General features: G+C 71.2%; 22 protein-coding genes. 4 read left to right on the forward strand and 18 right to left on the reverse strand.

Translation table 11 applies throughout. From position 1 onward, the window contains the following. Window positions 1-63 precede the first annotated feature (63 nt). The 9 genes from ACSC1Q_RS00110 to ACSC1Q_RS00150 all read right to left on the reverse strand — a co-directional run bounded on the left by ACSC1Q_RS00110 (window position 64) and on the right by ACSC1Q_RS00150 (window position 9,447). Window positions 64-888 carry a shikimate dehydrogenase gene (locus ACSC1Q_RS00110; protein WP_436757218.1) on the reverse strand — a complete coding sequence of 275 codons (825 nt, stop codon included), beginning with the start codon at window positions 886-888 and terminating at the stop codon, window positions 64-66. Then, the gene (gene mltG, locus ACSC1Q_RS00115; protein WP_436756561.1) at window positions 885-2,060 is read right to left on the reverse strand and encodes an endolytic transglycosylase MltG; all 1,176 of its coding nucleotides are present in this window, start codon (window positions 2,058-2,060) and stop codon (window positions 885-887) included. The genes ACSC1Q_RS00110 and mltG (ACSC1Q_RS00115) overlap by 4 nt, the downstream gene beginning before the upstream one ends. Before the next feature lie 163 nt (window positions 2,061-2,223). Then, window positions 2,224-3,261 carry an endolytic transglycosylase MltG gene (gene mltG / locus ACSC1Q_RS00120; protein ID WP_436756562.1) on the reverse strand — a complete coding sequence of 346 codons (1,038 nt, stop codon included), beginning with the start codon at window positions 3,259-3,261 and terminating at the stop codon, window positions 2,224-2,226. Beyond that, window positions 3,258-3,758 (reverse strand): Holliday junction resolvase RuvX, encoded by a 501-nt coding sequence (ruvX, locus tag ACSC1Q_RS00125; RefSeq protein ID WP_436756563.1) that lies wholly within the window; start codon window positions 3,756-3,758, stop codon window positions 3,258-3,260. The genes mltG (ACSC1Q_RS00120) and ruvX overlap by 4 nt, the downstream gene beginning before the upstream one ends. A gap of 52 nt (window positions 3,759-3,810) precedes the next feature. Continuing rightward, complete coding sequence (alaS, locus tag ACSC1Q_RS00130; protein ID WP_436756564.1) at window positions 3,811-6,480, reverse strand: alanine--tRNA ligase; 2,670 nt, start codon at window positions 6,478-6,480, stop codon at window positions 3,811-3,813. A gap of 1 nt (window position 6,481) precedes the next feature. Beyond that, window positions 6,482-6,736: a hypothetical protein gene (locus ACSC1Q_RS00135; RefSeq protein WP_436756565.1), complete on the reverse strand. Its 255-nt coding sequence runs from the start codon at window positions 6,734-6,736 to the stop codon at window positions 6,482-6,484. Further along, entirely contained in the window at window positions 6,733-7,125 is a 393-nt protein-coding gene (locus ACSC1Q_RS00140) for a DUF948 domain-containing protein (protein ID WP_436756566.1), read from the reverse strand. Before ACSC1Q_RS00140 ends, ACSC1Q_RS00135 begins: the two co-directional genes overlap by 4 nt. 67 nt (window positions 7,126-7,192) lie before the next feature. Continuing rightward, window positions 7,193-8,524 carry an isoprenylcysteine carboxylmethyltransferase family protein gene (locus ACSC1Q_RS00145; RefSeq protein ID WP_436756567.1) on the reverse strand — a complete coding sequence of 444 codons (1,332 nt, stop codon included), beginning with the start codon at window positions 8,522-8,524 and terminating at the stop codon, window positions 7,193-7,195. Beyond that, window positions 8,521-9,447, reverse strand: coding sequence for a hypothetical protein (locus ACSC1Q_RS00150; protein ID WP_436756568.1), 927 nt, complete (start codon window positions 9,445-9,447; stop codon window positions 8,521-8,523). Before ACSC1Q_RS00150 ends, ACSC1Q_RS00145 begins: the two co-directional genes overlap by 4 nt. Window positions 9,448-9,567: 120 nt before the next feature. On the opposite strand from ACSC1Q_RS00150, the gene ACSC1Q_RS00155 reads away from it, so the two are divergent. Next, window positions 9,568-10,242, forward strand: a complete 675-nt coding sequence (locus tag ACSC1Q_RS00155) for a TetR/AcrR family transcriptional regulator (protein ID WP_436756569.1) — start codon at window positions 9,568-9,570, stop codon at window positions 10,240-10,242. Between the two features lie 171 nt (window positions 10,243-10,413). Here ACSC1Q_RS00155 and ACSC1Q_RS00160 read toward each other — a convergent pair whose 3' ends face one another. After that, window positions 10,414-11,724, reverse strand: a complete 1,311-nt coding sequence (locus tag ACSC1Q_RS00160; RefSeq protein ID WP_436756570.1) for a replication-associated recombination protein A — start codon at window positions 11,722-11,724, stop codon at window positions 10,414-10,416. Window positions 11,725-11,803: 79 nt separating this feature from the next. Continuing rightward, window positions 11,804-12,265, reverse strand: a complete 462-nt coding sequence (locus ACSC1Q_RS00165; RefSeq protein ID WP_436756571.1) for a DUF2231 domain-containing protein — start codon at window positions 12,263-12,265, stop codon at window positions 11,804-11,806. 202 nt (window positions 12,266-12,467) lie between these two features. Here ACSC1Q_RS00165 and ACSC1Q_RS00170 point away from each other — a divergent pair, with 202 nt between their 5' ends. Beyond that, a complete protein-coding gene (locus ACSC1Q_RS00170) occupies window positions 12,468-13,358 on the forward strand; it encodes a peptidylprolyl isomerase (RefSeq protein WP_436756572.1) in 891 nt (296 codons plus the stop codon). A gap of 376 nt (window positions 13,359-13,734) precedes the next feature. Here ACSC1Q_RS00170 and aspS read toward each other — a convergent pair whose 3' ends face one another. From aspS to ACSC1Q_RS00185, 3 genes are read right to left on the reverse strand one after another with little or no spacing between them, the layout of a single operon-like run. Next, a complete protein-coding gene (gene aspS, locus ACSC1Q_RS00175) occupies window positions 13,735-15,471 on the reverse strand; it encodes an aspartate--tRNA ligase (protein ID WP_436756573.1) in 1,737 nt (578 codons plus the stop codon). Beyond that, window positions 15,468-16,736 carry a histidine--tRNA ligase gene (gene hisS / locus ACSC1Q_RS00180; RefSeq protein WP_436756574.1) on the reverse strand — a complete coding sequence of 423 codons (1,269 nt, stop codon included), beginning with the start codon at window positions 16,734-16,736 and terminating at the stop codon, window positions 15,468-15,470. The genes aspS and hisS overlap by 4 nt, the downstream gene beginning before the upstream one ends. A gap of 4 nt (window positions 16,737-16,740) precedes the next feature. Continuing rightward, window positions 16,741-17,478 (reverse strand): MBL fold metallo-hydrolase, encoded by a 738-nt coding sequence (locus ACSC1Q_RS00185; RefSeq protein WP_436756575.1) that lies wholly within the window; start codon window positions 17,476-17,478, stop codon window positions 16,741-16,743. A gap of 147 nt (window positions 17,479-17,625) precedes the next feature. Between ACSC1Q_RS00185 and ACSC1Q_RS00190 the strand changes: the two genes are divergently transcribed. Then, the gene (locus ACSC1Q_RS00190; RefSeq protein WP_436756576.1) at window positions 17,626-18,486 is read left to right on the forward strand and encodes a peptidylprolyl isomerase; all 861 of its coding nucleotides are present in this window, start codon (window positions 17,626-17,628) and stop codon (window positions 18,484-18,486) included. Between the two features lie 65 nt (window positions 18,487-18,551). Further along, window positions 18,552-19,781, forward strand: coding sequence for a DUF349 domain-containing protein (locus ACSC1Q_RS00195; protein ID WP_436756577.1), 1,230 nt, complete (start codon window positions 18,552-18,554; stop codon window positions 19,779-19,781). Window positions 19,782-20,159: 378 nt separating this feature from the next. Here the strand turns inward: ACSC1Q_RS00195 and ACSC1Q_RS00200 are convergent, their stop codons facing one another. From ACSC1Q_RS00200 to secD, 4 genes are all read right to left on the reverse strand, one after another. Further along, entirely contained in the window at window positions 20,160-22,355 is a 2,196-nt protein-coding gene (locus ACSC1Q_RS00200) for a RelA/SpoT family protein (RefSeq protein ID WP_436756578.1), read from the reverse strand. 237 nt (window positions 22,356-22,592) lie between these two features. After that, on the reverse strand, window positions 22,593-23,111 hold the full coding sequence (locus ACSC1Q_RS00205; protein WP_436756579.1) for an adenine phosphoribosyltransferase: 519 nt from the start codon (window positions 23,109-23,111) through the stop codon (window positions 22,593-22,595). Between the two features lie 142 nt (window positions 23,112-23,253). Continuing rightward, window positions 23,254-24,345, reverse strand: coding sequence for a protein translocase subunit SecF (gene secF, locus ACSC1Q_RS00210; RefSeq protein WP_436756580.1), 1,092 nt, complete (start codon window positions 24,343-24,345; stop codon window positions 23,254-23,256). Continuing rightward, window positions 24,345-26,120 carry a protein translocase subunit SecD gene (gene secD, locus ACSC1Q_RS00215; RefSeq protein WP_436756581.1) on the reverse strand — a complete coding sequence of 592 codons (1,776 nt, stop codon included), beginning with the start codon at window positions 26,118-26,120 and terminating at the stop codon, window positions 24,345-24,347. Before secD ends, secF begins: the two co-directional genes overlap by 1 nt. Window positions 26,121-26,182: the final 62 nt, after the last annotated feature.

Raw genomic sequence — 26,182 nt, forward strand, 5'->3', positions numbered from 1 at the left:
GTCCAGCAGGCACGCCGGACCGATCGAGTCGTTACTCTACCACAACAGCCCGCTCACGCAGAATCATCCCGCCGGGGCGGCACGCCTGACGATCTCGGCCTTTCCCGCCTCGCGCATCGCCTCCACCGGCACGTCCGCGCGGCCGGTCATCATCTCGACCTGCCGGACCGCCTGGTGCAGGAGCATCGGGAAGCCGCCGACGACGATCCCGCCCCGGCCGGCCACGGCCGCCGCCGGCCGGGTGGGCCAGGGCGCGTAGACCACGTCGAAGAGGGCGGGCACATCCGCCAGCGTCCCTGCGAGGTCGTCGGCCGCGCCGGAGGGCAGGGTCGAGACGACCAGGTCGACCTCCAGCGCGGTGTCGAGCTTGTCGAGGGTTCGTACCGACAGGGACATGCCCAGCCGCTCGGCGACCTCCGCGGTCTCCCACGCCCTGGCCGGGTCGCGGACCACGAGGATCGCCTCGTCGAGGCCCAGCTCGCGCAGGGCCGCCAGCGCGGAGGCCGCCGTCGCGCCGCCGCCGAGGACGGTCGCCGCCCGCGGCGGGGGCACGCCCGCCTCGGCGAGCGCCTGGACGACGCCGTACACGTCGGTGTTGTGCCCGTGCCTGGCGCCGTCGCGCAGGATCACCGTGTTGACACCGCCCACCTGGACCGCGAGGTCGGAGACGGTGTCGAGCAGCGGCATCACCGCCCGCTTGAGCGGCATCGTGAGCGAGAGCCCCGCCCAGTCGCCGTCCAGCCCGGCGAGGAGGCCGGGGAGCCCCTCCTCGCCGCACTCGATCGCCTCGTAGCGCCAGTCGAGCAGTCCCATGCCCTGGTGGGCGGCGCGGTGCAGGTGCGGGGAGAGCGAGTGGACGATCGGCGATCCCAGGACCGCCGCCCTCAGCACCCGTTCACCTTGTTCCTCTCGTACTCCTGCTTGAGCACGAAGAACTCCGACTCCGTGGAGACGAACTTGGTGATGCCCTTGGCCGGGCAGGTGGTGATGAAGAAGAGCCAGTCGCCCTTGGTGGGGTTGAGGGCCGCCTGGATGGCGTCGTCTCCCGGGTTGGCGATCGGCCCCGGCGGCAGGCCGAGGTGCCTGTAGGTGTTGTAGGGCGAGATGCTCTCCAGGTCCTTGTGGGAGGACTCGATGCCGTACTTGTTCAGCCCGTACATCACCGTGCTGTCCATCGACAGCTTGAGGGGCGGGTCACGGTCGAGCCTGTTGTAGATGACGCGGGCCACCTTGCCCATGTCGTCCTTGCTGCCGGACTCGGCCTGGACGATGCTGGCGATCGTCATGATCTCGTGCGAGGTGTGCCCGAGGGCCTTGGCCTTGCCCTGGAGGTCGTCCTTGTCGGCGGTCTGGTTGAAGCGGTCGACCATCCTGGTGAGGATCTCCGAGGCCGTCATCCTGGGCGTGATCTCGTAGGTGGCCGGGAAGGCGTAGCCCTCCAGCTTGCCCTTGGCGTAGGGGGGCAGGCCGAGCTCGCGGACGTTCTTGGCGGCCTGCTGGAACTCGCGCAGCGGCTTGCCCGTCTCCTTGGAGAGCTGCTTGAGGGTGTCGACCAGGCGCAGCCCCTCCTTGAGGGTGACCTTCTCCCGCAGCCGCTTCTCCGGGTCGAGGAGCTTGACGGCCTCGGCGGCCGCCATCTGCTTGCGCATGGTGTATTCGCCCGGCTGCAGGGAGGAGCTCTTGCCCGCCGCGCCGATGGCGTCGACGAAGGCCTTGACGCTCTTCACGACGTCCTGCTCCTGCAGGGTCTGCGCGATGTCGGAGGCGCTCTGGCCCTCCTTGATCTGCACGACGACCTCGCCGGACCCCTGGCCGGTGTAGTCGTCGGGGGTCATCACGTCGCGGACCCAGGTGTAGCCGTAGAAGCCGGCGGCGCCGACGCCGCCGATCAGGACGATGATCGCGAGCATGGGGGCGAGGAAGCCGCCCCGGTTGCGGCGGCGCTTCCTGCGGCGGCCGCGCCGCCCGCCGGAGTCGCGGCCTGGGGACGTGTTTGATCCTCGGCGCGACCGACCTTCGTCGTCGGAACCGACCAGGAAGTCCATATCGAGATCGTTCATAGCGTCGCTGGCCAATCTCCCGCTAGAGACGGCCTGGCGTCAAGCGGGTGTGCCGAACCGAAGGAGGGCACCCGGCCAGACGTCCCGGGGCTCCGGGAACCGTCGTCTGAACCGCGGGTGCGGGTCGCCGCCTGCGGCGGAACGGAGGGTATTCCGCCGGGCATCAACGCTTCCCGAGGTATCTGTTCAGCTGTTCCCGGTATCTCACAAACTCACTCTCTTTGTCAGTGAATTTCGTGATTCTATGCTCCGGATTGGTGGTGACAAACCAGAACCAATCACCTTGATCTGGCTGGAGTGCCGCGATCAACGCCTTCTCCCCGGGGTTCGCGATGGGCCCGGGCGGCAGGCCGGGTCTGAGATAGGTGTTGTACGGGGACCGCACCTCGGTGTCCCTCTCGGAGACCTCCAGGGTCCTGCGCCCCTGCGCGTAGAGCACCGTCGTGTCCAGCTGGAGCGGCGTCCGGGCCCTGATCCGGTTGTAGATCACTCTAGCGATCTTCGGGTAGTCCGGATCACGCCCGCCCTCCGCCTGGACGATGCTCGCCACCGTGACGGCCTGCCGGGGCGAGAGGCCCTTCTTCACGGCCCGTTTCCGCAGGTTTAGCTGGGCCGCCATCCGCTTGTAACGTTCCACCATCGCGGCGAGCAGCGCCGGGGCGGTCGTGCCCGGCTCGATCTCGTAGGTGGCGGGGAACAGGAAGCCCTCGGCGCCCCGGGCGTACCGGGGCAGGCCCAGCGCCCGCCCGTCGGCCGCGGCCCCGGCCAGGTCGGCCCGGCGCATGCCGGTCTCCCCGGCGAGCCGGTCGAGCAGCTCGGGCAGGCGGAGCCCCTCGGGGACGGTGACCGTGCGGACCACCCGTGACCCGGGCGCCACCAGCATGCCGAGCGCCGACAGGGCGGTCATGCCCCTGCGGAGCCTGAAGCGGCCGGGGGGCAGGTCGCCCGTCCTGGCCTGCTCCTTCGCCACCGTGACGAACGCCCTGGCGCTCGCCACCACCCCGGCGTCGGCCAGCACGAGCCCGATCTGGGCCGCGCTCGCCCCCCGGGGGATCTCGACGACGACCGAACCCGACCCCGGCCCCTCGAAGTCGGCGGGCACGAGATAGGGACGGATCACCAGGAACCCAGCCGTCCCGGTGGCGGCGGCGAGCACGGACGTCCCGGCCACCCAAAGCCACACCGGCCGCAGACGGCTCACCCGAGGGTCCCGCCGCCCGGCCGCCCGGCGTCCCCTCCGCCGGGGGGAGGCCCGGCGGGGACGCCGGGGGGCCTGCCGGTGGCGCGTTCGGCGTCCAGCGCGGCCTGGAGCAGCACGATGGCGGCCGCCTGGTCCACCACGCCACGCTGGTTCCTCGCCTTCACCCCGCTGGCCCGCAGGCCCTGCTGGGCGGTGACGGTGGTCAGCCGCTCGTCGAACAGCCGCACCGGGACGGGCGCCAGCCGCAGCGAGATCCGGTTCGCGAAGTCGCGGGCGGCCTCCGCCGCCTGCCCCTCGCGCCCGGAGAGCGAGGTCGGCAGGCCGACCACCACCTCGACGACCTCGTACTCGGCCGCGATCTCCGCGAGCCGGTCGAGGTCGCCCTTGCCGCGCCGGACGGTCTCCACCGGCGTGGCCAGCAACCCCGAGGGGTCGCTGCGGGCCACGCCGATGCGGACCGAACCGACGTCGACGCCCAGCCGAATGCCGTTTCTCATCGTTCCCGTCTCCGCCCAGGCGCCGGACCCGGCGCGCGGGCGTCGTTCCTCGTCAGGTGAGCGTCTGCGCGATCGCCTGCTCGACGGCGGCGAGCGCCTCGCCGATCGCCTCGGGGCGCACCCCGCCTCCCTGAGCGACGTCGTCCTTGCCGCCACCACCACCTCCGAGCGCCTTCGCGGCGACGCCGACCAGGCGGCCCGCCTTCAGGCCCCGGCCGCGCCCCGCCTCGTTGACCGCGGCCACCACGACCGGCCGGTCACCGGGGACACCGGCGACGACGACCACCGCGGCGCGGTCACCCGGGAACCGGCCGCGCACGTCGAGCGCGAGCTTACGCAGGTCGTCGGGGGAGGTGCCATCAGGCGCGCGGTGCGTCACGACGGACACCCCGTGCAGGTCGACGGCGCCTTCCGCCATCCGCCCCGCACCGGCGAGCACCTGGGCCGAACGCAGCGCGCCCAGCTCCTTCTCCGCGGCGCGCAGCCGGGTGACGATGCCCTCGATACGCTCGGGCAGCTCCTCCCTGCGGGCCTTGAGCTGCTCCGACAACTGGGCGACGAGCACGCTCTCCCTGGCCAGGAAGCGGAACGCGTCGAGGCCGACCAGGGCCTCCACCCGGCGCACGCCCGCGCCGATCGAGGCCTCGCCGAGCACCTTGACCAGGCCCAGCTGCCCGGAGCTGGCGACGTGGGTGCCGCCGCAGAGCTCGCGGGAGTATTCGCCGACCTCGACGATGCGGACGGTGTCGCCGTACTTCTCGCCGAACAGGGCGAGCGCGCCCATCGCGCGGGCCTCCGCCTGGGAGGTGTGGAAGGCGTTGACCCGCAGGTCGTTGATGAGGACGGCGTTGACCTCGTCCTCGACGTCGCGCAGCACGCTGGGCGGCACGGCGCCCGCGGCGGTGAAGTCGAAGCGGAAGCGGCCCGGCGAGTTCTCCGAACCGGCCTGCGCGGCGGTCTCGCCCAGCGCGTTGCGGAAGCCCCGGTGCACCAGGTGGGTGGCGGTGTGGCTGCGCGAGATGGCCCGGCGCCGCTCGACGTCGATCTCGGCCTGGGCCTGGTCGCCCACCCGGATCTCCCCTGAGCGGACCTTGCCCCGGTGCACGACGACGCCGGAGACCGGGGACTGCACGTCCACGATCTCCACCTCGGCCCCGCCGGTGCGGATGACGCCCTGGTCGGAGAGCTGGCCGCCGCCCTCGGCGTAGAAGGGGGTACGGCCCAGCACGACCTCGACCGACGTGCCCGCGCCCGCGGCGGGGACGGAGAGCCCGTCGACGAGGAGGCCGACGACCTCGGCCTCGGCCGTCACGTGGTCGTAGCCGAGGAACTCGACCCTGCCGGTCTTCTCCAGGAGCGTGCCGAAGATCGAGATGTCGGCGTTGCCGGTCTTCTTGGAGGCGGCGTCGGCCTTGGCCAGGTCCTTCTGCTCCTTCATCAACCGGCGGAAGCCCTCCTCGTCGACCTGCAGCCCCTGCTCGGAGGCCATCTCCAGGGTGAGGTCGATCGGGAAGCCGTAGGTGTCGTGGAGCTGGAAGGCCTGGGCGGCGGCGAGCGTGGCCTGCCCCTTGCGCTTGGTCTCCTCGGCCGCCACGTCGAAGATCGCACTGCCGGTGCGCAGGGTGCGCAGGAAGGACTCCTCCTCGGCGTCGATGACGCCGTGGATCTGCGGGGCGTCGGCCCGGAGCTCCCCGTACTGCTCGCCCATCACGTCGACGGTCACCGCGGTGAGCTCGCGCATGTAGCGCTCCTCGCCCGCGCCGAGCAGGCGCAGGTTGCGGATGGCTCGGCGCAGGATGCGGCGGAGCACGTAGCCCCTGCCCTCGTTGGAGGGCAGCACCCCATCGGCGACGAGCATCACGCCGGTCCTGACGTGGTCGGCGACGACCCGCAGCGACACGTCGGCGCGCTCGTCGCGGCCGTAGCGCGTCTTGGTGAGGTCGGCGGCCCGGTCGAGGATCTTGTACGTGGTGTCGATCTCGTAGATGTTGTCGACGCCCTGCAGGATCGCCGCCATGCGCTCCAGGCCCATGCCCGTGTCGACGCTCTTGGCGGGCAGCTCACCGGAGATGTCGAAGTCAATCTTGGTGCGTACCGCGCTGAGCTGGTACTGCATGAAGACGTTGTTCCACACCTCCAGGTAGCGGTTCTCGTCGACGACCGGGCCGCCCTCGCGCCCGTACTCGGGGCCGCGGTCGTAGTAGATCTCGCTGCACGGGCCGCCGGGGCCGGGCACGCCCATGTGCCAGTAGTTGTCGGCCAGGTCGCGGCGCTGGATGCGCTCCTGCGGCACCCCGGCCTTGCGCCAGATGTCGGCGGCCTCGTCGTCGTCGAGGTAGACGGTGGCCCAGAGGCGGTCCTCGGGGAAGCCGAACCCGCCCTCGGACTCGGGCCTGGTCAGCAGCTCCCAGGCGAACGGGATCGCCTGCTCCTTGAAGTAGTCGCCGAAGGAGAAGTTGCCGAGCATCTGGAAGAAGCTGGCGTGCCTGGTCGTCTTGCCGACCTCGTCGATGTCGAGGGTCCGCACGACCTTCTGCGCGCTGGCGGCCCGCTTGTAGGGAGGCTTCTGCTGGCCCAGGAAGTAGGGCTTGAAGGGGACCATGCCCGCGTTGACCAGAAGCAGCGTCGGGTCCTCGGCGATGAGGCTGGCCGAGGGCACAACGGTGTGCCCACGCTCCTCGAAGAAGCGCAGGAAGCGGCGGGCGATCTCTGCCGACTCCATGTCAGCGGCCATCCTTTACGTTTGAGTGATAGGGGTTTTCCACGGTGTCGAGCCCGAACCTGGACCGCAACTCGATTTCCCGCTCGGCCGCGCCCCGCAGGGCGTCGGCGGCGAGGTCGCGTGCCTGCTCCAGGGCGCCGCCGGCGTTGCGCACGGCCCTTCTGGCCAGGTGGTTCGGGTGCAGCGCCTGAAGCTTACGCATGGTCCACACCGCGCCGAACGCGCCCAGGCCCATGTAGAACAGCCTGCGGATCATCTTGGGCGCCTCTCCAGCGCCTGCGCGGCGGGCCTGGCCCGCCGGCGGGAGCCCAGGGCCCTGCGGACGCCGTGGGTGAGGGCCGCGACCTTGATCATCGGGCCGGTGACCAGGTTCTGGGTGACGTCGCTGACCTTGGCCACATGCCCGCTGACCTGCTTGACGTCCCTGGTGATGGCCTCGATCGCGACCAGCTGCCGGTTGGTCTCGCCGACGGCGGCCGACACGTCCTCCAGCAGCGGCACGACGCGGTCGCCCAGCTGGGAGACCATCTTGGTGGTCTCGGTGAGCAGCCGAGCCAGCCTGACCATGACGACGGCCATGAAGGAGACCAGGATCGCCCAGGCCATCGCGGCGATCAGCCCCGCGACCTCTCCTGCGGTAAGCATCTGCGGACCCGCTCCCCTCATAGGTTCATAGGTGACCCCGGCCATGGTCGGGCGGATTGGCAAAACCCTATCGTGCCCGATACCACTCATCCCCGCTTACCGCGCGCCCCCGGGGCCGGGGCCCTCGGGATCGGCGCGGGCTCTCCGGGCGTTCCCGGCTCTCCGGGCTCGGCCTCTCCTGGCCCGGCTTCCGCGGGCCGTACCCGAAGGCGTCCACGCACAGCCGCGCGAACCAGGTGATCCCGGGGAGCATCAGGAACCAGCCGGCCAGCGCCCAGCCGAGGTGGATGTGGGTCAGGACGTGCGCGACCGCGGCCACGCCCTGGAACGCCTGCCCGTCCGCGCGCTCGTAGGTGATCCTGCGGAGCCCCCCGGGGTGGCCCTCGGCCGCCAGTACGCGCAGCCCCGAGGGCCTCCCGGCGACGATCCACCGCCCCACCTCCGAGCAGGTGGAGCAGCCGGCGGCCACGTACACCGAGGCCGGGGGCATGACGGGACGCGGGCGCGGCACCCAGGGGCGCACCGCCCGCCGGTAGTCCGCCCACTCCGCGCCGAAGCGCCCGGCCAGCTGCTCCCCCTCGTGCCAGGCCGCCAGGCCGGCGCCGTAGGCGACGACGACCGGCACGGCGGCGAGGAACCGCGCGTCGAACACGCCGAGGACGAGATAGGCGCCGGCCATCGAGACCTGCATGGGGTTGCGCACGTAGCCGTAGGGCCCGGTGGTCACCAGCCTTCTCGGCGGGTCGTACGGCAACGGGGTGCCCCGCCCGGAGACCGCGAACTCGCGCGCCGCGGCCACGCCGAGCAGCAGCGGCACGGCGAGCGCCTGGACGAGGAGGCCGAGCGCCCAGCCCGGCTGCCGCCAGACCCCGGTCAGCACGACGGGCAGGACCACCCCCAGGCCGCCCGCGAGGACGACCTGGATCAGGGAACGGGCGAACAGCGCGCGGTCGTCCACCGTCCAGCGGGCCAGCAGCAAACCCGGGACCAGGCACACCGCGATCGCGGCCGACTCGCCCGCGAGCCAGTGCTCGCCGAGGACGACGACGGGCTCGCCCAGCGGCATCACCGCCAGGTCCAGCCAGGCCGTCACGGCGGCCGTCAGCGGCAGCGGCGCCCCGGGCGCCACCAGGACGGGGAGCGCGCCCCACAGCAGCGCCCAGCCCAGCAGCAGGTCCAGCGGGACCCCCCGGTGGACGGCGCCCTCGGCGTGGAAGCGCCACCAGCCCAGATGCGTGGCGAGGGCGTTGACGGCGGCGAGCGTCAGCAGGTTCCAGGCCGTGGCGAGGATCACCGCGGCGACCTCGCGCTCCCCCGGCCGGCGCCGGGCCGCCGCGGCCAGTACGGCGGCGACGGGGACCATGAGCGCCAGGCCGCGGACCAGGGCGGGATCGTTCACCGGGTGAAGGTCCCCGCCAGGTATCCGGCGGCCTCGGCGGCGGCGTACCGCTGGAGGGGGTCGAAGTACCAGCCGGGGTCGAAGGTGCGGCCGTAGCGCAGTGTCACGGAGAGCCGGTCCCCGCCCCAGGCGAACTCCGCCTCCCGCAGGTCCATCCAGCGCGCCACGGTGGTGTCGCGGACCACCGAGAACGTCACCCGCCCCGGCGACCGCTCCTTGACCCGGAGGGTCATCGAGCGCGGCTCGGGGAGGGCGCCGACGCCCAGGGGGCGGCGCGGGGTGAAGGTGATCTCCCGCCGGTCGCCGACCTCCAGCCCCGCCCCCTCGGCCCGTACCGGCGCGGGGAAGCCCAGCCGCAGGAACGGCGAGTCGAAGCGGCCGAACCGGGGGGCGACGGCCAGTGCCCGCTCCACCCGTGCCCCCGAGGCCGGGCGGACGACGGTCACCTCGCTGTCGCGAGGCGGCGCGACCATCTCGCCACCGCCGCCGAGCACCGCCAGCAGTACCAGCGGGGCGACGAGGCCGTTGGTACCGCGCCTGCGGGAGTGGTCGACGGCGAGCCCGACCAGCAGGCCGACGAGGTAGAAGATCGGGGCCGCGAAGAGCAGGCAGACGACCCCCTCGTTGAGCAGGGGCCCGGCGATGGCGAGGGCGACCGTGATCACCGCCATGATCAGCCCCGTGACGGTCCTGGGCCTGACGGTGAGCACCACGGTGACGGCGATCACGGCGGGGACGCCGACGTAGAACAGCGCGGTCTGCTCCAGATGGCCCGCGTGCAGCACCCGGTAGGCGAGGAGCCCGGCGAACACGGCGAGCACCAGCCCGGCCAGCGCGCGCCGCGCCCCGGGATCCTCGCCGGGACCGAGGGGCGGTCCGGGAATCTCGGGGGGATCGGGGGGATCGCTCGGGAGGTCGTTCATGGGCTCCATCTCCGCCTTCATCGACCGGTTTAATCATTTGATTAAACCGTATGCTCAGGAGGGCGGCGGAATCAAGGCGGGACCAGGACCGGCGAGCGGGGCCGGAGCGGGGAGACACGAGTGAGCAAGCAGCCGGGAGCCGAGACGCGCGAGCGGCTGGTCGAGGCCGCGTCGCTGGTCCTGCGGACCGAGGGGTACGCCGGGACCAGCGCCCGCAGCATCGCCAAGGCGGCGGAGGTCAACTCGGCGCTGGTCTTCTACCACTTCGGCGGCGTCGACCCGCTGCTGCTGGCCGCGCTCGACCGCTCGTCGGAGCAGCGGATGGCCACCTACCGCGAGGCCGTGGCCGGTGCCCGCACCCTGGAGGAGCTCGTCGAGGTCGCCAACGGGATCTACCGGGCCGACCTGGAGGGCGGGCACATCACTCTCTTCTCCGAACTCGTCGGCGCGAGCATCGCCAGGCCGGAGCTGAAGGAGGAGATCGTCAAACGCTCGGAGCCGTGGATCGACTTCGTCGAGCAGACACTGGAGAGGGTGATCGGCGGATCGCCGCTGGCGAGACTGCTGCCGCCCCGCGACCTGGCCTACGCGGCGATCACCTTCTATCTGGGGGTCAACCTGTTCACCCACCTCGACGCCGACCGCTCGCGCACCGAGGCCCTGTTCGACCTGGCCGGGCGGGTCGCCCCGCGCGCCCGGCTGCTGACCATGCGCTTCCCGCGCCGCCGCACCCCGTCCGCCGGGGACCCGCCCTCTGGGGACCCGTCCACCGGGGACCGCCGCCCAGAGGGGTGAGCCTTCCCGGGCCGGAGGCGGGGGCCTCCGAGGCCTCAAGGCTCAGAAGCCTCAAGGCTCAGAAGTTTCAGGACTCAGAAGTTTCAGGGCTCAGAAGCGCGGGAGCTCCAGGACTACGGGGCCGTGAACCCGTCCGGGACGGCGTGCGGGACACCCCGGAGGGGTACGGGGTCACTCCCCGCGCAGGAAGGCGCGGATCCTGGACCAGCGGTCGGCGAAGCCCGCCTCGGCGCCGTGGCGGGTGGGCTGGTAGTAGCGCCGGTCCCTGAGCTCCTCGGGGGCGTACTCCTGCCGGACCAGGCCGTGCTCGAACTCGTGGGGGTACTTGTAGCCCCTGCCGTGGCCGAGCTGCTTGGCCCCGGCGTAGTGGGCGTCGCGCAGATGGTTGGGGACGTGGCCGATGTTGCCGCGCCGCACGTCCTCGGCGGCCGCGCCGATGGCGTTGATCACCGCGTTGGACTTGGGGGCCAGCGCGCAGTGGATGACGGCCTGGGCCAGGTTGAGCCGCCCCTCGGGCAGCCCGATGAACTCCACCGCCTGGGCGGCGGCCACCGCGACCTGCAGGCAGGTGGGGTCGGCCATGCCGACGTCCTCGGAGGCGAAGATGACGATCCTGCGGGCGATGAACCGGGGGTCCTCCCCCGCCTCGATCATCCGGGCGAGGTAGTGCAGCGCGGCGTCGGCGTCGGAGCCCCGCATGCTCTTGATGAAACCGCTGATCACGTCGTAGTGCTGGTCGCCCTGGCGGTCGTAGCGCACGGCCGCCTTGTCCACCGCCCGCTCCACCACCTCGACGGTGACCTCGCCGTCGGCGATCAGCGCGGCGGCCTCCAGGTAGGTGAGCGACCTGCGGGCGTCGCCACCGGCCAGCCGCACCAGGTGCTCGGCGGCCTCCGGGGCCAGGCTCACCCTTCCGTCCAGGCCGCGCGGGTCGGTGACGGCGCGTTCCAGCACCACCCGGATGTCGTCCTCCGACAGCGACTCCAGGGTCAGCAGCAGCGAGCGCGACAGCAGCGGCGAGATGACGGAGAAGAAGGGGTTCTCGGTGGTGGCGCCGATGAAGGTGACCCAGCGGTTCTCCACGGCGGGCAGCAGGGCGTCCTGCTGCGCCTTGTTGAAGCGGTGCACCTCGTCGACGAACAGGACGGTCTGGCGGCCGGACATGCCCAGCTCGCGCCTGGCCTGCTCGATGGCCGCGCGGACCTCCTTGACGCCCGCCGACACCGCGGAGACCTCCACGAAGCGGCGCTCGGTGACACCCGCCACCACGTAGGCGAGGGTGGTCTTGCCGGTGCCCGGAGGCCCCCAGAGGAACAGCGACATCGGCGCCTCGGCCTCGACGAGGCGGCGCAGCGGCGTGCCGGGGCCCAGCAGGTGCCGCTGGCCGATCACCTCGTCCAGGCTCCGGGGGCGCATCCGCACCGCCAGGGGCTCCTGGCCGCGATGGGCCTCCTCCGCCGCCGAATCGAACAGGCTGTCCACGCCTGAGACAGTACCGCCGCCCGGCGGGGCCCCGGCCCTCCCGGGCGGGGCGCCCGTCGCGTTCAGGGGGCGTACGGGCTCAGCTTCCCCAGACCGCGGTGGCTCCGCTGTGCCCGCTCCGTACCACGTAGTAGAGCGCCACGACGGCCAGGACCACGGTCAGCGCCGAGACCGCCAGCTCGACGGGGCGGCCGGACCCGGCCCCGCGCGTGACGTAGACGAGGACCAGCGACACCACCCCGAGGGCGAAGGTGACGAGCAGCAGGGGGGTGGCGAAGCCCGCGTGCTCGGCGATGCGCTCGCCGAGCTGACCACTGGCGGAGGCGAAGCGGCCCTCCTCCAGCGCCTCCCCGCTCTGCCGCGCCGCGAAGACGCTCACCGGCACGACCGGGGCGAGCCCGGCCACCGCCCAGGTGAGCACCGGCCGCGTGCGGGGCGCCAGGGCGTACACGGTGGCGAGCACCGCGAGGAGCGGCGTCAGGACCACGGCCGCGTGAACGATCAGAGGGTGGAGGGGCAGGCCGAGAATCTCGTCGAACATGGGGGCGCTCCGGTGGTGCGTGGCTCATCATCAGCAGGTACGGGGATCCCACCATGAGCGGGTTATGGAGAGCGTGAAGAGAGCTCGTCTTCCCCTCTGCCCCCATCTGACTAATTCCTCCACTTACGTACAGCACATGTTGGGGCCGGTACTCTTTTCGCCAGCCCTTGACCACGAAACATCAATTTTGGAGGACATAGCGGTGAGCGCCGAGGACCGCCAGAGCCAGCTGGCTCGGGAACACAAGGAGCGGCAGGCGAAGCGTGCCGAGCAGACGACCGCGTCGAAGCGCAACGTCGTCATCGGAGCCGTCGCCGCACTGGTCGTCGTCGCGGGAGGACTGTTCGCCGGGGTCACCCTTCTCGGAAACGACGACGGCGACGTGAAGAACGCCGCCGCCACCAGTTCACCGGCTCCCTCGGAGACCGCCGCCGTGACGCCGGAGCCGACCTTCACGGCCGATCCGGCCAGCACGAAGTGCTCCTACCGCAAGGACACCAGCGGCAGCCCGGCGAAGAACGTGGGCATGCCGCCGGCCAAGCCCAACCTGAACCTGAAGCTGAAGACCATGACGATCACCACCAACCACGGTGACGTCGTGATCGACCTGGCGACCGCGCAGGCTCCCTGCACGGTCAACTCCTTCGCCTTCCTGGCCAGGAAGAACTTCTTCGACAACACCAAGTGCCACCGCCTGGCCACCCCCGAGAACTCCGGCCTGAGCCTGCTGCAGTGCGGCGACCCGCAGGCCAAGGCCGACGGGAAGAACCCCACCGACGGCCAGGGCAGCTCCGGCTACGTCTACGACAGCGAGAACCTCGGCGGGATGCCGTACACCAAGGGCACGGTCGCGGTGGCCCAGGCGGTCGACGCCGTCAACCAGAACGGCAGCCAGTTCTGGATCTCGCTGGGGAACGAGACCGAGCAGGTGGAGAAGGCCTACACGCCCTTCGGCGTCGTCTCCCAGGGCATGGAGATCCTGGAGAAGATCGCCAAGGGCGGGTGGATCACCAACCCCGACGACATCACCGGCGACGGCGGCTCCAACGCCCCCAAGATCCCGGTGATCATCAAGAACGTGCGGCTCTCCTAGCGGGACCCGCGGCGGCCCGCCGCCACAGGACGCCCCGCCGGTCGGACGACCGGCGGGGCGTCCTCATGTCTCCACCCGGATACGCCGACACCCCGCGCCCCCGCCCCCCGCGCACCCCGCCCCCCGCGCACCCCGAACGGCACACGGGCGGCACCCGGCCGTTACGGACCTCAGCGCGGCCGTGCGCGGACCGCGCGCCTCTCCCGCCCCCGGAGGACCGGATCGCCCCACAGGCCGCCCAGGAGGCCTGTGAGGCGCGCGGAGGGCGCCACCGCCGTCCGTCTCGCGGGTCCCCGGCCCCGGACGCGGCGAAAGCCCCCGGAACACCGTCCGGGGGCTTTCGTCACACCTAACTCACAACTGGCTCAGACCTTACTCAGGCGTCGGCCTTGGGCCTGCCGTCGACGCCCGCCTCCTTGCGCTGCTCCACCGTGATCGGGGTGGGCGCGCCGGTGAGCGGGTCGAACCCGGAGGCCGTCTTCGGGAAGGCGATGACGTCGCGGATGGAGTCGGTGCCCGCCAGGAGCATGCAGATCCGGTCCCAGCCGTAGGCGATGCCTCCGTGCGGCGGGGGGCCGTACTTGAACGCCTCCAGCAGGAACCCGAACTTGCCCTCCGCGTCCTCCTTGGAGATGCCCAGCACGTCGAAGACGCGCTGCTGCATCTCGGCCCGGTGGATACGGATCGAGCCGCCGCCGATCTCCATGCCGTTGCAGACCATGTCGTAGGCGTAGGCCAGTGCCTCGCCCGGGTGGTCCTGGAAGGTGTCGGACCACTCGGGCTTGGGACCGGTGAAGGGGTGGTGGACCGCGGTCCAGCCGCCCTCGCCGTCCTCCTCGAACATGGGGGCGTCGACGACCCACAGGAAGTTCCAGGCCGACTCGTCGATCAGGCCGCGGCGGCGGCCGATCTCCAGGCGGGCCGCGCCGAGCAGGTCGCGGGAGGCGGAGGCCGCGCCGGCCGCGAAGAAGATCGCGTCACCGGGCGCCGCGCCGACCTTGGCGGCCAGGCCGCCCGCCTCGGTCTCCGACAGGTTCTTGGCGACCGGCCCGCCGAGCGTGCCGTCCTCGCCCACCAGCACGTACGCCAGGCCCCTGGCGCCGCGCGACTTGGCCCACTCCTGCCAGCCGTCGAGCTCCTTGCGGGTCTGCGACGCGCCTCCCGGCATGACCACGGCGCCCACGTACGGCGCCTGGAACACCCGGAAGGTGGTGCCGGCGAAGAACTCGGTCATCTCGACGAGCTCCTGGCCGAAGCGCAGGTCGGGCTTGTCGGAGCCGTAACGCGCCATGGCGTCCCGGTAGGTCATCCGGGGCAGGGGGACCGGCAGGTCGTAGCCGGCCGTCTCCTTCCAGATGCGGCCGATGAGCCGCTCGCCCAGCGCGATGACGTCGTCCTGGTCCACGAAGGACATCTCGACGTCGATCTGGGTGAACTCCGGCTGCCGGTCGGCGCGCAGGTCCTCGTCGCGGTAGCACTTGGCGAGCTGGTAGTAGCGCTCCAGCCCGGCCACCTGGAGCAGCTGCTTGAACAGCTGGGGCGACTGGGGCAGGGCGTACCAGCTGCCCGGCTGGAGCCGGACCGGGACCAGGAAGTCGCGGGCGCCCTCCGGGGTCGAGCGGGTCAGCGTCGGGGTCTCGACGTAGGTGAACCCCTGCTCGTCCATCACCTGGTGGGCGAGGTAGGTGGCCCGGGAGCGGATGCGCATGGCGTGCGCGACCTGCTGGCGGCGGATGTCGAGGTAGCGGTACTTCAGCCGCGCCTCCTCCGAGATGCCCGCGGTGCCCTCGATCGGGAACGGCAGCGGCGCGGACTCGCTGAGCACCTCGACCTCGGAGGCGACGACCTCGATCGCGCCGGTCGGCAGCTCGGGGTTCTCGTTGCCCTCGGGGCGGACCCGCACCTCTCCGACGACCTTGACGCAGTATTCGGCGCGCAGCCCGTGGGCGTCGTCCTCCTCGCGGAAGACCACCTGGGCCGAGCCCGAGGCGTCACGCAGGTCGATGAAGACCACGCCGCCGTGGTCGCGGCGCCGCGCCACCCACCCGGCGAGCGTCACCCGCTGCCCGGCGTGCTCCTCGCGCAGTGATCCCGCTTCGTGCGTGCGGATCATTTGTCCAGTCTCTCCTTCAACATCGTGACGATCTCGGCGAGCGGTACGGCGGTCTGGTCCCCGCTGGCCAGGTCCTTGACCTGGGCGACCCCTTCGGCGATGTCCCGCTCGCCGAGGATCACCGCGTAGCCGGCACCCGAGCGGTCGGCGCCCTTCATGGCGCCCTTGACGCCCTTGCCGCCGAACGACATGTCGGCGGCCAGGCCCGCCCGGCGCAGCTCGGTGACGAGCAGGAACATCCGGCGGCGTGCCTCCTCGCCCAGCGGCACACCGTACACCCGCACGCGCGCCTCGGCGCTCTCGTCCCCGAACAGGCCCTCGGCCTCCATGGCCAGGACCGTGCGGTCGACGCCCAGCGCCCAGCCGACGCTGGGCAGCGGGGGTCCGCCGAGCATCTCGCTCAGCCCGTCGTAGCGGCCACCGCCCCCCACCGCGGACTGCGAGCCGAGCCCGTCGTGGACGAACTCGAACGTGGTGCGCGTGTAGTAGTCGAGGCCGCGGACCAGCCGGGGGTCGTCGGTGTAGGCCACTCCGGCGGCGGTCAGCAGCGAGCGGACCTCCTCGTGGTAGGCCTTGCACGCCTCGCACAGGTGGTCGACGACGAGCGGCGCCCCGGCCAGCCGGGCCTGCACCTCGGGGCGCTTGTCGTCGAGCACGCGCAACGGGTTGATCTCGATTCTGGCGCGGGTGGCCTCGTCGAGGTCGAGGCCGCGCAGGAAGTCCTGGAGCGCGGCCCGGTAGACGGGGCGGCACACCTTGTCGCCCAGCGTGTTGACCAGCAGCCGGACCCCGGTGAGCCCCAGGGCGGCGTAGCCGTCGACGGCGAGCAGGATCAGCTCGGCGTCGAGCGCCGGGTCCTCCGAGCCCAGCGCCTCGGCGCCGACCTGCCAGAAGTGGCGGTAGCGGCCCTTCTGGGCCCGCTCGTAGCGGAACTGGCTGCCCGAGTACCAGAGCTTCACCGGGAGCTGCCCGTTGTTGTGCAGGCCGTGCTGGAGGACCGCCCGCACCACCGACGCGGTGCCCTCGGGGCGCAGCGTGATGGAGCGCCCGCCCTTGTCCTCGAAGGTGTACATCTCCTTGGAGACGATGTCGGTCGACTCGCCGACACCGCGGACGAACAGCGCGGTGTCCTCGAAGACCGGGGTCTCGATGTAGCCGTAGCCCGCCCGCCGGGCGGGCCCGGTGAGCGCCTCGCGCACGGCGAGCGCCCGCTCGGAGCGCGGCGGAAGCCAGTCGAAGGTGCCCTTGGGCGCCTGCAAAGTCATTGTCTTAGAGTCCCCTGCCGGGGCCGCGGTCGTGCCCGGCGTCGGCGGAACCCGCGGATTCCGCGCCCGCGGCCGCCCTCGCCTCCGCGAGGTACGGGTTGGTGGCACGCTCGTGACCGATCGTGGTCTGTGGTCCGTGGCCGGGCAGGACCACCGTGTCCTCCGGCAGCGGCAGGCACTTGGCCGCCAGGCTGCGCAGGATGGTCGGGTAGTCGCCGCCCGGAAGGTCTGTGCGGCCGATGGAGCCGGCGAACAGCAGGTCGCCCGAGAACAGCACGTCCGGGATCTCCTCGGTGCTGGGCAGCCTGAAGGTCACCGACCCCCTGGTATGGCCGGGGGTGTGGTCGACGGTGAGCTCCAGGCCGGCCAGCCGCAGCACCTCGCCGTCGGCGAGCTCGCGCACGTCGTCGGGCTCGGTGAAGGTGAGCCCGCCGAACAGCTGCTGCCTCGTCGACAGCGACAGCCCCCTGCCCGGATCGGACAGCAGGTCGCGGTCCTGCGGGTGGATCCACGCGGGAACGTCACGCGCGCCGCAGACCGGGGCGACCGACCACATGTGATCGATGTGCCCGTGGGTGACCAGCACCGCGACGGGCTTGAGCCGGTGCTCGCGCAGCAGGTCGTCGAGGTCGCCGACGGCGTTCTGACCGGGGTCGACGACCACGCACTCCTCGCCCGCGGCGGGAGCGACGACGTAACAGTTGGTCTGGAAGGACCCTGCGGGAAACCCGGCGATGAGCATCTGCCTCAGCTGATCTCGTCAAGAATGCGGATGGGAATGTAACCGAAGGGTACCGGTGCGGGTCGGCGGGCTGCGAACCATTACCCATTGGCCGATACGATTCGCCCACCTCATTAAGTACTACTCGGCACTCGGGAGGGCGAAGCGGTGAGCGGCAAGGAGCGTCAGAAGCAGTTGGCGCGCGAGCACTACGAGCGGCAGACGCAGCGACGCGTCGAACGTGAGTCCAGGGCCAAGCGCAACGCGATCATCGGCAGCACCGTGGCCGGTGTGGTCGTGGTGGCGGGTGTGATCGCCGCGACGACCCTGTTCGGGGGCTCCGACACGACGGCGACCGCGACCACCGACCCGGCCCCGTCGGACAACGCCTCGCCGGCCGCGTCGGCGGACGCCGGGGCGAAGCCCAAGGCCTTCGACCCGGCGAGCGGCACCTGCGGCTACGTCGCGGAGGCCGGTGGCGGTCCGGCCAAGAACGTGGGCCTGCCCCCGGAGAAGGTCGACCTGACGCCCAAGACGATGACCCTGAAGACCAACCAGGGCGACATCGTCATCAAGGTGTCGGCCGACAAGACCCCGTGCACGGTCAACTCCTTCGCCTTCCTGGCGCAGAAGAAGTACTTCGACGGTTCGAAGTGTCACCGGCTGGGTTCCGACCAGTTCCCCATGCTGCAGTGCGGCGACCCGCTGGCCAAGGCCGACGGAAAGAGCCAGACCGACGGCCAGGGCGGCCCCGGCTACCGTTTCGTGAACGAGAACCTGGAGGGCGCCAAATACACGCGCGGCGTCGTGGCCATGGCCAACAGCGGCCCCGACACCAACGGCAGCCAGTTCTTCATCGTCTTCGGCGACGCCCCGCTGGGCCCGGACTACACACCGTTCGGTACGGTCACCAAGGGTCTGGAGATCCTCGACAAGGTGAACAAGGCGGGCGTCATCACCCCGGGCCCCGACGGCACCGGGGCACCGAAGGAAACCGTCGAAATCAAAGACGTGACAATGTCCAGTTAGAGCTGACGTAATACATACAAGGGGCGGTAAGTCCCGAAAGGCTGATGAAAGTGCGGGAGGACACGGTGAGCACCGACCCGTGGGGCCGGGTAGACGACGACGGCACCGTCTACGTACGTACGGCTGAGGGAGAGCGGGCCGTCGGGTCCTGGAAGGCCGGCGAACCGGAGGAGGCGCTTGCCTACTTCCATCGCAAGTTCGACGAGCTGGCCGGGCAGGTCACCCTGCTGGAACAGCGGGTCCGCGGCACCGACCTGCCACCCGCCCAGGCCGAGGCGACGATCGTCAAGCTCCGTGAGGCGATCACCGACGCGCACGCGGTCGGCGATCTCGACGCGCTGCTGAACCGCCTCAACGCCCTCACGGAGCTGGTCGCCCAGCGCCGGGAGGAGGTCAAGGCGGCTCGCGACGTGGCCAGGGCAGAGGCCAAGGGCATCAAGGAGCGGATCGTCGCCGAGGCCGAGCGCATCGCCGACGACACGACCCACTGGAAGACCGGTGGCGAGCGGCTGCGCCAGCTGATCGAGGAGTGGAAGGCCGCCGAGCGCATCGACCGGGTGACCGAGGCTGCGCTGTGGAAGCGCCTCTCGGCGGCCCGTACGGCCTTCGCCAAGCGGCGCAAGGCCTACTTCGCGGGGCTTGACGAGCAGCGCGAGGGCGTGCGTTCCACCAAGGAGCGCATCGTGGCCGAGGCCGAGACGCTGGCCTCGTCCACCGACTGGGGCGCCACCGCGTCGGCCTACCGCGAGCTTATGCAGGAGTGGAAGACGGCGGGCAGGGCCTCCCGCGAGGTCGAGGACGAGCTCTGGGGCCGTTTCAAGGGCGCCCAGGACCAGTTCTTCCAGGCGCGGTCGGCGGTCTTCGCCGAGCGCGACGCCTCGCTGGCGGCGAACGCCGAGATCAAGGAGCAGCTCCTGGTCGAGGCGGAGAAGATCCTCCCGGTCACCGACGCCCGCGCCGCCAGGGGCGCCCTGCGCAACCTCCTGGAGCGCTGGGAGGCCGCGGGTCCCGTCCCGCGCGAGCAGCGCGACCGCCTGGAGGGTGGCCTGCGCAAGATCGACGAGGCGGTCCGCAAGGCCGAGGAGACGGAGTGGAAGCGTTCCAACCCCGAGGCCCGCGCCCGCGCCCAGAACACGGTCGACCAGCTGCGCAAGTCGATCGCGCAGCTGGAGGGCCGCCTGGCCAAGGCCAGGGACGCGGGCAGGGACAAGGACGTCAAGGACTCCGAGGAGGCCCTGGCCGCCCGCCGTTCCTGGCTGGAGGAGGCGGAGCGCACGCTCGCCGAGTTCTCCTGACGCCCGGCATCGTCACCGGCTGACACACCCGCGGGGCCGCGGGGACACTCCCACCACGGAGTGCTCCCCGCGGCCCCGCCGCCTGTGACGGGACGGTCGGGGGCGGGTTCGTGCCGGATACGTGACCCGGCCGTCACGGGACGTGGACGGACCACGCGCCGGGCGTACGCGGCCTGAGGGAGCGGAGATGTCGCGGAGCGGCACACGACGAATCACACGCCGGGTGCAAGCGGCCCGAGAGGGTGTGGACGCCGCGGGGCGCACGCCGGGCATACGCGGCCCAAGGGACATGGAACGTCGCGGAGCGGCACGGTGATGACCGCACGCCGGGCGTACGCGGCCCGAGGGGGCGTACGGGACAGCCCGGACGAGGAGGCCTCAGGAACCGGCGCCGCTGACCCGGTAGACGTCGTAGACGCCCTGGATGTTGCGGACGGCCTTCAGGACGTGGCCCAGGTGCTTGGGGTCGCCCATCTCGAAGGTGAACTTGCTGATCGCCACCCGGTCCCTGGACGTCGTCACCGACGCCGACAGGATGTTGACGTGCTGGTCGGAGAGGGTCCGGGTCACGTCGGAGAGCAGCCGGGGCCGGTCGAGCGCCTCGACCTGCAGCGCGACCAGGAACACCGAGTCGTCGGCGGCGGACCAGGCGACCTCGACCAGGCGGTCGGGCTCCGACTGGAGCTGGTCCATGTTGGGGCAGTTGGTGCGGTGCACCGACACGCCGTGCCCGCGGGTGACGAAGCCGACGATCTCGTCGCCGGGCACGGGGGTGCAACATCGCGAGAGGCGCACCCACACGTCGGAGTCGCCCGCGACGACCACTCCCGCGCCGCCGCTGCCCCGGGGCCGCCCGCGCAGCTTGGTCGGCACGGAGGTCTCGGCGATGTCTTCCTCGGCGCCCTCGACGCCCCCGATGGACGTCACGAGCTTCTGCACGACCGTCTGCGCGGCCACGTGGCCCTCGCCGACGGCCGCGTAGAGCGCGGAGACGTCCGGGTAGCGCAGGTCCCTGGCGAGGGCCAGGAGGGACTCTCCGGACATCAGGCGCTGCAACGGCAGGCCCTGCTTGCGCATGGCGCGGCCGATCGCCTCCTTGCCCGCCTCGATCGCGGTCTCGCGGCGCTCCTTGGAGAACCACTGCCGGATCTTGTTGCGGGCCCGGCCGGACTTGACGAACTTCAGCCAGTCACGCGAGGGGCCGGCGTCGGGCGACTTGGAGGTGAAGATCTCCACGGTGTCGCCGTTGCCCAGGCGCGACTCCAGGGGCACCAGGCGGCCGTTGACCCGCGCCCCGATGCAGCGGTGGCCGACCTCGGTGTGCACGGCGTAGGCGAAGTCGACGGGCGTCGCGTTCTCCGGCAGGGCGATGACCTGGCCCCTGGGGGTGAAGACGTAGACCTCGGAGACCGACAGGTCGAACCTGAGCGACTCCAGGAACTCGCCCGGGTCGGCGGTCTCCTTCTGCCAGTCGAGGAGCTGGCGCAGCCACGCCATGTCGCTGGCGGGCTTCAGCTTCGCCCCGGGAGGACCCGCGGTGGTCATGTCCTCCTTGTACTTCCAGTGCGCCGCCACGCCGTACTCGGCCCTGTGGTGCATGCCGTGGGTGCGGATCTGCAGCTCCACCGGCTTGCCCTCGGGGCCGATGACCGTGGTGTGCAGCGACTGGTACATGTTGAACTTGGGCATCGCGATGTAGTCCTTGAACCGGCCGGGGACCGGGTTCCATCGCGCGTGGATCGTGCCGAGCGCCGCGTAGCAGTCGCGGACCGAGTCGACCAGGACCCGGATGCCGACCAGGTCGTAGATGTCGTCGAAGGCGACGTCCCTGGCGATCATCTTCTGGTAGACGGAGTAGTAGTGCTTGGGGCGCCCCTTGACGGCCGCGCGGATCTTGGCGTCGCGCAGGTCCCCGGAGACCTTCTCGATGACCTCCTGCAGGAACAGGTCCCTGCGCGGGGCCCGCTCCGACACCATCCGGGCGATCTCGTCGTACCGCTTGGGGTAGAGCATGGCGAACGCGAGGTCCTCCAGCTCCCACTTGATGGTGTTCATGCCCAGCCGGTGGGCGAGCGGCGCGAAGATCTCCAGCGTCTCCCGCGACTTCTGGTGCCGCTTGTGCTCGGGCAGGTAGCGCATGGTGCGCATGTTGTGCAGCCGGTCGGCGAGCTTGATCACCAGCACCCGGATGTCGCGGGACATCGCCACGACCATCTTGCGCACGGTCTCGGCCTCGGCCGCGGCCCCGAACTTGACCTTGTCGAGCTTGGTGACGCCGTCGACCAGCAGCGCGATGTTGTCGCCGAAGTCCGAGCGCAGCTCGTCGAGGCCGTAGGCGGTGTCCTCGACGGTGTCGTGCAGCAGCGCCGCGCACAGCGTCTCGTCGTCGGTGCCGAGCTCGGCCAGGATCGTGGCCACCGCCAGCGGGTGGGTGATGTACGGGTCGCCGCTCTTACGCTTCTGGTCGCGGTGGTGGTAGGCGGCCACGTCGTAGGAGCGCTCGATGAGCCGCAGGTCCGCCTTCGGATGGGTCGCGCGGACCGTCCGGAACAGCGGCTCCAGGACCGGATTCATGCCGCCACCCCATGTCCCCCCGAAACGTGCGAGCCTTCGCCTTACCGCCGGCTTCTCCTCGGCGGCTCCGGACATGGCGGAACCGGCATCGCCTGCTGGGACGGCCATCTCGGGACCGCCACCGCCGGCGGTCGCGTCGGGGACGACCACATCACGGGGCACTCAGACTCCTTACGTTCGAGTCCAGATCCCTCAGTGTATCCAGACGGGGTTGCGTGCATTTGTCCGCGGGGTCGATCAGACGACGACGAGGGTGTGCAGCTCCACGTCGGTCAGGCGCTCGCGGCCCTTGAGGAAGGCCAGCTCCATGAGCACGGCGACCGCGACGACGTCGGCGCCCGCCCTGCGGACCAGCTCCACCGCCGCGCGCGCCGTACCTCCGGTGGCGAGCACGTCGTCGACGATGAGAACGCGCTCTCCGGGGGTGAAGGCGTCCCGGTGAACCTCGATGGTGGCGGAGCCGTACTCCAGATCGTAGGACGCCTCAAGCGTCTCAGAGGGCAGTTTGCCTTTCTTCCGTACCGGGACGAAGCCCGCGCCCGCCCGGACGGCGACCGGGGCGGCCAGGATGAACCCCCGCGCCTCGATCCCGACGATCTTGTCCACCTCGTACAGCCCGGCCAGTTCCTCGGTCACCGCGGTGAACGCCACCGGGTCGGCGAGCAGGGGGGTGATGTCCTTGAACAGCACCCCGGGCTGCGGATAGTCGGGCACGTCGCGGATGCGGTCGAGGATCAGGCTGCTCAGCTCGGTCATGGTCGGCGCTCCTGTGGAGATCTCGGGGTGGAAGGACACCGGGGGCCGGTGACGGTACGGGAAAGAGGCTGCTGGGGTTGCGTTGGTAAGGAAAACGCCTCCGCTCCCCGTGCGGGGAGCGGAGGCGCGGACGTGCTCGTGCTTACTTCTTCCTTCGCTTGTCACCGGCCGAGGGGGCCCTGCCGGTGACCGTGGAGGTGCCACCGGAGGCTCCGCCGGCGACCGTGGCGGCGCCGTTGGAGGCTCCGGCGGTGACCGGCTGGCGCACCGTCTTGACCCCGGAACCGCCCCCGTGCGCGGCGATCCTCTTGGCGATCTCCGTGTAGAGGGGCTCGCGCTCCTTCAACGTGACCAGCAGCGGCGTCGCGACGCACAGCGAGGAGTAGGTGCCGACGAGCATGCCGACGAACAGCGACAGCGACAGGTCCTTCAGCGTGCCCGCGCCGAACAGCGTGGTGCCGATGAAGAGGATCGCCGCGACCGGCAGGATCGCCACCAGGGTGGTGTTCAGCGACCGGATCAGCGTGTGGTTCAGCGCGTTGTTGGCGGCCTCGGTGTAGGTGATCTTGGAGGTCCTGCCGATCTTGGCGGTGACCTCCTTGATCATGTCGAAGACGACGACGGCGTCGTACAGCGAGTATCCGAGGATCGTCAGGAAGCCCAGCAGGGTCGCCGGGGTGACCTCGAAGCCGGACCAGGCGTAGACGCCGGCGGTGATCACCAGGTCGTGCAGCAGCGCCACGACGGCGGCGAGCGCCATCTTCCACTCGAAGGCCATCGTCAGGTACAGGATGATCGCCAGCATGAAGACGATCAGTCCGATGACGGCCTTGTTGGCCACCTGACCACCCCACGAGGCGCCGATCACCTGCAGGTTGACCTGGTCCACCGGCAGCTTGAACTCGGTGGACACGGCCTTCTGCATCTTGGTGACCTGGTCGGCCGGGAGGCTCTCCGTGGTGACCCGCCAGCCGTTCTGGGTCGTCTGCGCGATGACCTGGTGAGCGCCGGCGTCGGTGAACGTGGCGCGCACCTGCTCGATGTTGGCCGTCGGGGCCTTGAAGGAGAAGACGGAGCCGCCCTTGAACTCCACGCCCAGGTTGAGCCCGTTGAAGACCAGACCGGCGATGGAGATCACCAGCAGGATTGCGGAAAGGGTGTACCAGAGCTTCTTGCGGCCGACGAAGTCGACGTCGACCTCGCCCCGGTACAGCCGGCGCGCGATGCCGGACATCAGGCCTCCTGCGGAACGGTCTTGGGCGCGACGGGGGCCTCGCTCATGCGCTCGGCGTCGAGCCCGGAGAGCTTGTGCCCCTTGGCGAAGAACGGCAACTTGGCCAGCATCGCGACGAACGGCTTGGTGAACATGAACACCACCGCGATGTCGATGAGCGTGGTCAGGCCCATCGCGAAGGCGAACCCGGCCACGCCGCCGACCGCCAGGAAGTAGAGGACCACGGCGGCGATGAACATGACGGCGTCGGCGATGAGGATCGTCCGCCGGGCGCGGACCCAGGCGACCTCGACGGCCGTGCGCAGCGAGCGCCGGCCCTCCTTCATCTCGTCGCGGATCCGTTCGAAGTAGACGATGAACGAGTCCGCGGTGATACCGATCGAGACGATCAGTCCGATGATGTGCGGCAGCGAGAGGCGGAAGCCCGCGAACGCGCCGAGCAGCACGACGGCCTGGTAGGTCACGACCGTGGCCACCACGAGGCTCAGCACCGAGACGACGCCCAGACCCCGGTAGTAGAGCATCGAGTAGATCACGACCAGCAGGAGGCCGATCGCGCCCGCGATGAGACCGCCGCGCAGCTGGTCGGCGCCCAGCGTGGAGGAGACCTCCTCGATGGAGCTCTTCTCGAACTTCAGCGGCAGCGCGCCGTACTTGAGCTGGTTGGCCAGCTCGTCGGCCGTCACCTGGGTGAAGCTGCCGGAGATCTGCGCCCGGCCGCCGGTGATGGGCTCCTGGATGACGGGCGCGGAGATGACCACGCCGTCGAGGACCATGGCGACCTGGTTGCGGGGGGCCTGCGAGTTGAAGGCGGTGGTGGTGACCTTCGACCACTGGTCGGGGCCCTGGCCCTTGAAGGCGAGCTGGACGAGCCACTCACCGGTGGTCTGGTCGACGCCGGAGGACGCGCTGTCGATCGAGGTGCCGGTCACGGCCGCCTTGTCCAGCACGAACTTGGTGCTGCCGTCCTGGCTGCAGCCGACGTACTGCTTGTCCGGCGCGTCCTGGGCGCCCACCCCGGCGTCCTTGGCGCAGTCGAGCGTCTCGAACCGCTTGAGCGCCGCGGGGTCGATCCCGGTGGTGTCGACGCCCGCCATGGGGTCGTCGGGCGATGCCGGCGGGGCCGTCGGCAAGGCACTGGCGTCGGGCGCGGCGCTGGCGTCCGGGGCCGCGCTCTTACCCGGCTTGGCGGACGTGTCGCCGCTCGGCTCGGCGGAGGGCGCGGGAGTGGCGCCGGGGCTCGGGTCGGTGAGCGCCGACGACAGCGCGCGGCCGGCCGGTGAGGCTCCCGTGTCGGGCGCGGCGGTCGCGCCGGGCTTCGGGGTCGCCGACTCGGCGGGCTTGGACCCCTTGTCGCCCTTGCGTCCGGAGGCGCTGGGCGAGGGAGTCGGCGTCGGCGCCTCGGTGGAGAGCTGGCCCGGGGGCGGAGGCGACCCGGCCCCGATCGCCAGCACTTGGCGGAATCTCAGCTCCGCGGTGGTGCCGACCAGCTTGACGACTTCCTCCTGGCCGGCTCCGGGAACGGAGATGACGATGTTGTCGCCGGATTTGGCGACCTCGGCGTCGGAGATGCCGCTGCCGTTCACCCGCTCGCGGATGATGTTCACGGCGAGGTCGAGGCTCTCCTGCGAGGGAGCGCCCCCGTTCGGCGTGACGGGCTGCAGCGTCACGGTCGTGCCGCCGGCGAGGTCGAGGCCATACTCCGGGGTGTACGCCTTGTTGAGGAGCATCGCCCCGCCCATGGCGAGAATGATCGCCAGAAGCACCAGGAGCATGCGCCCCGGTCTGCTCTGGCCGCTGGTCGGTCGGGCCACTGGTCGTCAGTTCTTTCGGTTAT

The sequence above is a fragment of the Streptosporangium heterodermiicola genome, from assembly GCF_051390675.1.
Lineage (GTDB): Bacteria > Actinomycetota > Actinomycetes > Streptosporangiales > Streptosporangiaceae > Streptosporangium.

Bases quoted from the DNA above. Each gene is read 5' to 3' on its own strand.
- ACSC1Q_RS00200 (WP_436756578.1), bottom strand. From the start codon at position 22,355: ATGAATCCGGTCCTGGAGCCGCTGTTCCGGACGGTCCGCGCGACCCAT.
- secD (WP_436756581.1), bottom strand. From the start codon at position 26,120: ATGCTCCTGGTGCTTCTGGCGATCATTCTCGCCATGGGCGGGGCGATG.
- ACSC1Q_RS00205 (WP_436756579.1), bottom strand. From the start codon at position 23,111: ATGACCGAGCTGAGCAGCCTGATCCTCGACCGCATCCGCGACGTGCCC.
- ACSC1Q_RS00185 (WP_436756575.1), bottom strand. From the start codon at position 17,478: ATGCTCATCGCCGGGTTTCCCGCAGGGTCCTTCCAGACCAACTGTTAC.
- mltG (WP_436756561.1), bottom strand. From the start codon at position 2,060: ATGAACGATCTCGATATGGACTTCCTGGTCGGTTCCGACGACGAAGGT.
- alaS (WP_436756564.1), bottom strand. From the start codon at position 6,480: ATGGAGTCGGCAGAGATCGCCCGCCGCTTCCTGCGCTTCTTCGAGGAG.
- aspS (WP_436756573.1), bottom strand. From the start codon at position 15,471: ATGATCCGCACGCACGAAGCGGGATCACTGCGCGAGGAGCACGCCGGG.
- secF (WP_436756580.1), bottom strand. From the start codon at position 24,345: ATGTCCGGCATCGCGCGCCGGCTGTACCGGGGCGAGGTCGACGTCGAC.
- ruvX (WP_436756563.1), bottom strand. From the start codon at position 3,758: ATGAGAAACGGCATTCGGCTGGGCGTCGACGTCGGTTCGGTCCGCATC.
- ACSC1Q_RS00165 (WP_436756571.1), bottom strand. From the start codon at position 12,265: ATGTTCGACGAGATTCTCGGCCTGCCCCTCCACCCTCTGATCGTTCAC.
- ACSC1Q_RS00140 (WP_436756566.1), bottom strand. From the start codon at position 7,125: ATGCTTACCGCAGGAGAGGTCGCGGGGCTGATCGCCGCGATGGCCTGG.
- ACSC1Q_RS00135 (WP_436756565.1), bottom strand. From the start codon at position 6,736: ATGATCCGCAGGCTGTTCTACATGGGCCTGGGCGCGTTCGGCGCGGTG.
- ACSC1Q_RS00150 (WP_436756568.1), bottom strand. From the start codon at position 9,447: ATGAACGACCTCCCGAGCGATCCCCCCGATCCCCCCGAGATTCCCGGA.
- hisS (WP_436756574.1), bottom strand. From the start codon at position 16,736: ATGACTTTGCAGGCGCCCAAGGGCACCTTCGACTGGCTTCCGCCGCGC.